This is a genomic window from Carnimonas nigrificans ATCC BAA-78, assembly GCF_000526695.1.
In the GTDB taxonomy this organism is placed as follows: domain Bacteria; phylum Pseudomonadota; class Gammaproteobacteria; order Pseudomonadales; family Halomonadaceae; genus Carnimonas; species Carnimonas nigrificans.
In genome coordinates, this window is record NZ_JAGO01000007.1 from 1 (window position 1) to 1,690 (window position 1,690).

1 rRNA gene is annotated in these 1,690 nt (G+C 53.8%); it reads left to right on the forward strand.

The features are described from left to right. A 23S ribosomal RNA gene (locus tag L881_RS0101200) occupies positions 1-1,690 on the forward strand; the annotation flags it as partial.

Consider the following 1,690-nt stretch of genomic DNA (forward strand, 5'->3'; position numbering starts at 1 on the left):
GGCCTGCGCGGAAGATGTAACGGGGCTCAAACCAGATGCCGAAGCTACGGGTTCATCCTTCTTGGATGAGCGGTAGAGGAGCGTTGTGTAAGCCTGCGAAGGTGTGTTGTAAAGCATGCTGGAGGTATCACAAGTGCGAATGCTGACATGAGTAACGATAAGAGGAGTGAAAACCTCCTCCGCCGGAAGACCAAGGTTTTCTGTTCGACGTTAATCGGAGCAGAGTGAGTCGGCCCCTAAGGTGAGGCGGAAACGCGTAGCCGATGGGAAACGGGTTAATATTCCCGTACCGGATATTACTGCGATGGGGGGACGGAGAAGGCTAGGCGGGCCTGGTGATGGTTCCAGGTGAAAGTATGTAGGCTGAGCAAGTAGGCAAATCCGCTTGCTCAAGGCCGAGATACGAGACGAACCCAATCCTTGTGATCGGGGAAGCCGTTAATGCCACGCTTCCAGGAAAAGCCTCTAAGCTTCAGGTAATATGCGACCGTACCCCAAACCGACACAGGTGGTCAGGTAGAGAATACCAAGGCGCTTGAGAGAACTCGGGTGAAGGAACTAGGCAAAATGGTACCGTAACTTCGGGAGAAGGTACGCCGCTTAAGGTGAAGGACTTGCTCCGTAAGCCTTGAGCGGTCGAAGATACTAGGTGGCTGCAACTGTTTATTAAAAACACAGCACTCTGCAAACGCGTAAGCGGACGTATAGGGTGTGACGCCTGCCCGGTGCTGGAAGGTTAATTGATGGTGTTAGGATTCGTCCGAAGCTCCTGATCGAAGCCCCAGTAAACGGCGGCCGTAACTATAACGGTCCTAAGGTAGCGAAATTCCTTGTCGGGTAAGTTCCGACCTGCACGAATGGCGTAATGATGGCCACACTGTCTCCACCCGAGACTCAGTGAAATTGAAATCGCTGTGAAGATGCAGTGTACCCGCGGCTAGACGGAAAGACCCCGTGAACCTTTACTACAGCTTCACACTGGACGCTGATGTTGTCTGTGTAGGATAGCTGGGAGGCTTTGAAACTGTGACGCCAGTTGCAGTGGAGCCGACCTTGAAATACCAGCCTGACATCATTGGCGTTCTAACTTGCCCCTGTTATCCAGGGGAAGGACAGTGTGTGGTGGGTAGTTTGACTGGGGCGGTCTCCTCCTAAAGAGTAACGGAGGAGCACGAAGGTACCCTCAGCACGGTTGGACATCGTGCAATGAGTGCAAGAGCATAAGGGTGCTTGACTGCGAGACGGACAGGTCGAGCAGGTGCGAAAGCAGGTTCTAGTGATCCGGTGGTTCTGTATGGAAGGGCCATCGCTCAACGGATAAAAGGTACTCCGGGGATAACAGGCTGATACCGCCCAAGAGTTCACATCGACGGCGGTGTTTGGCACCTCGATGTCGGCTCATCACATCCTGGGGCTGAAGTCGGTCCCAAGGGTATGGCTGTTCGCCATTTAAAGTGGTACGCGAGCTGGGTTTAGAACGTCGTGAGACAGTTCGGTCCCTATCTGCCGTGGGCGTAGGAAGTTTGAGAAGAGTTGCTCCTAGTACGAGAGGACCGGAGTGAACGAACCGCTGGTGTTCCGGTTGTGATGCCAATTGCATTGCCGGGTAGCTATGTTCGGACGGGATAACCGCTGAAAGCATCTAAGCGGGAAGCCCCCTTCAAGATGAGACTTCCCTGGGGCCTTGAGC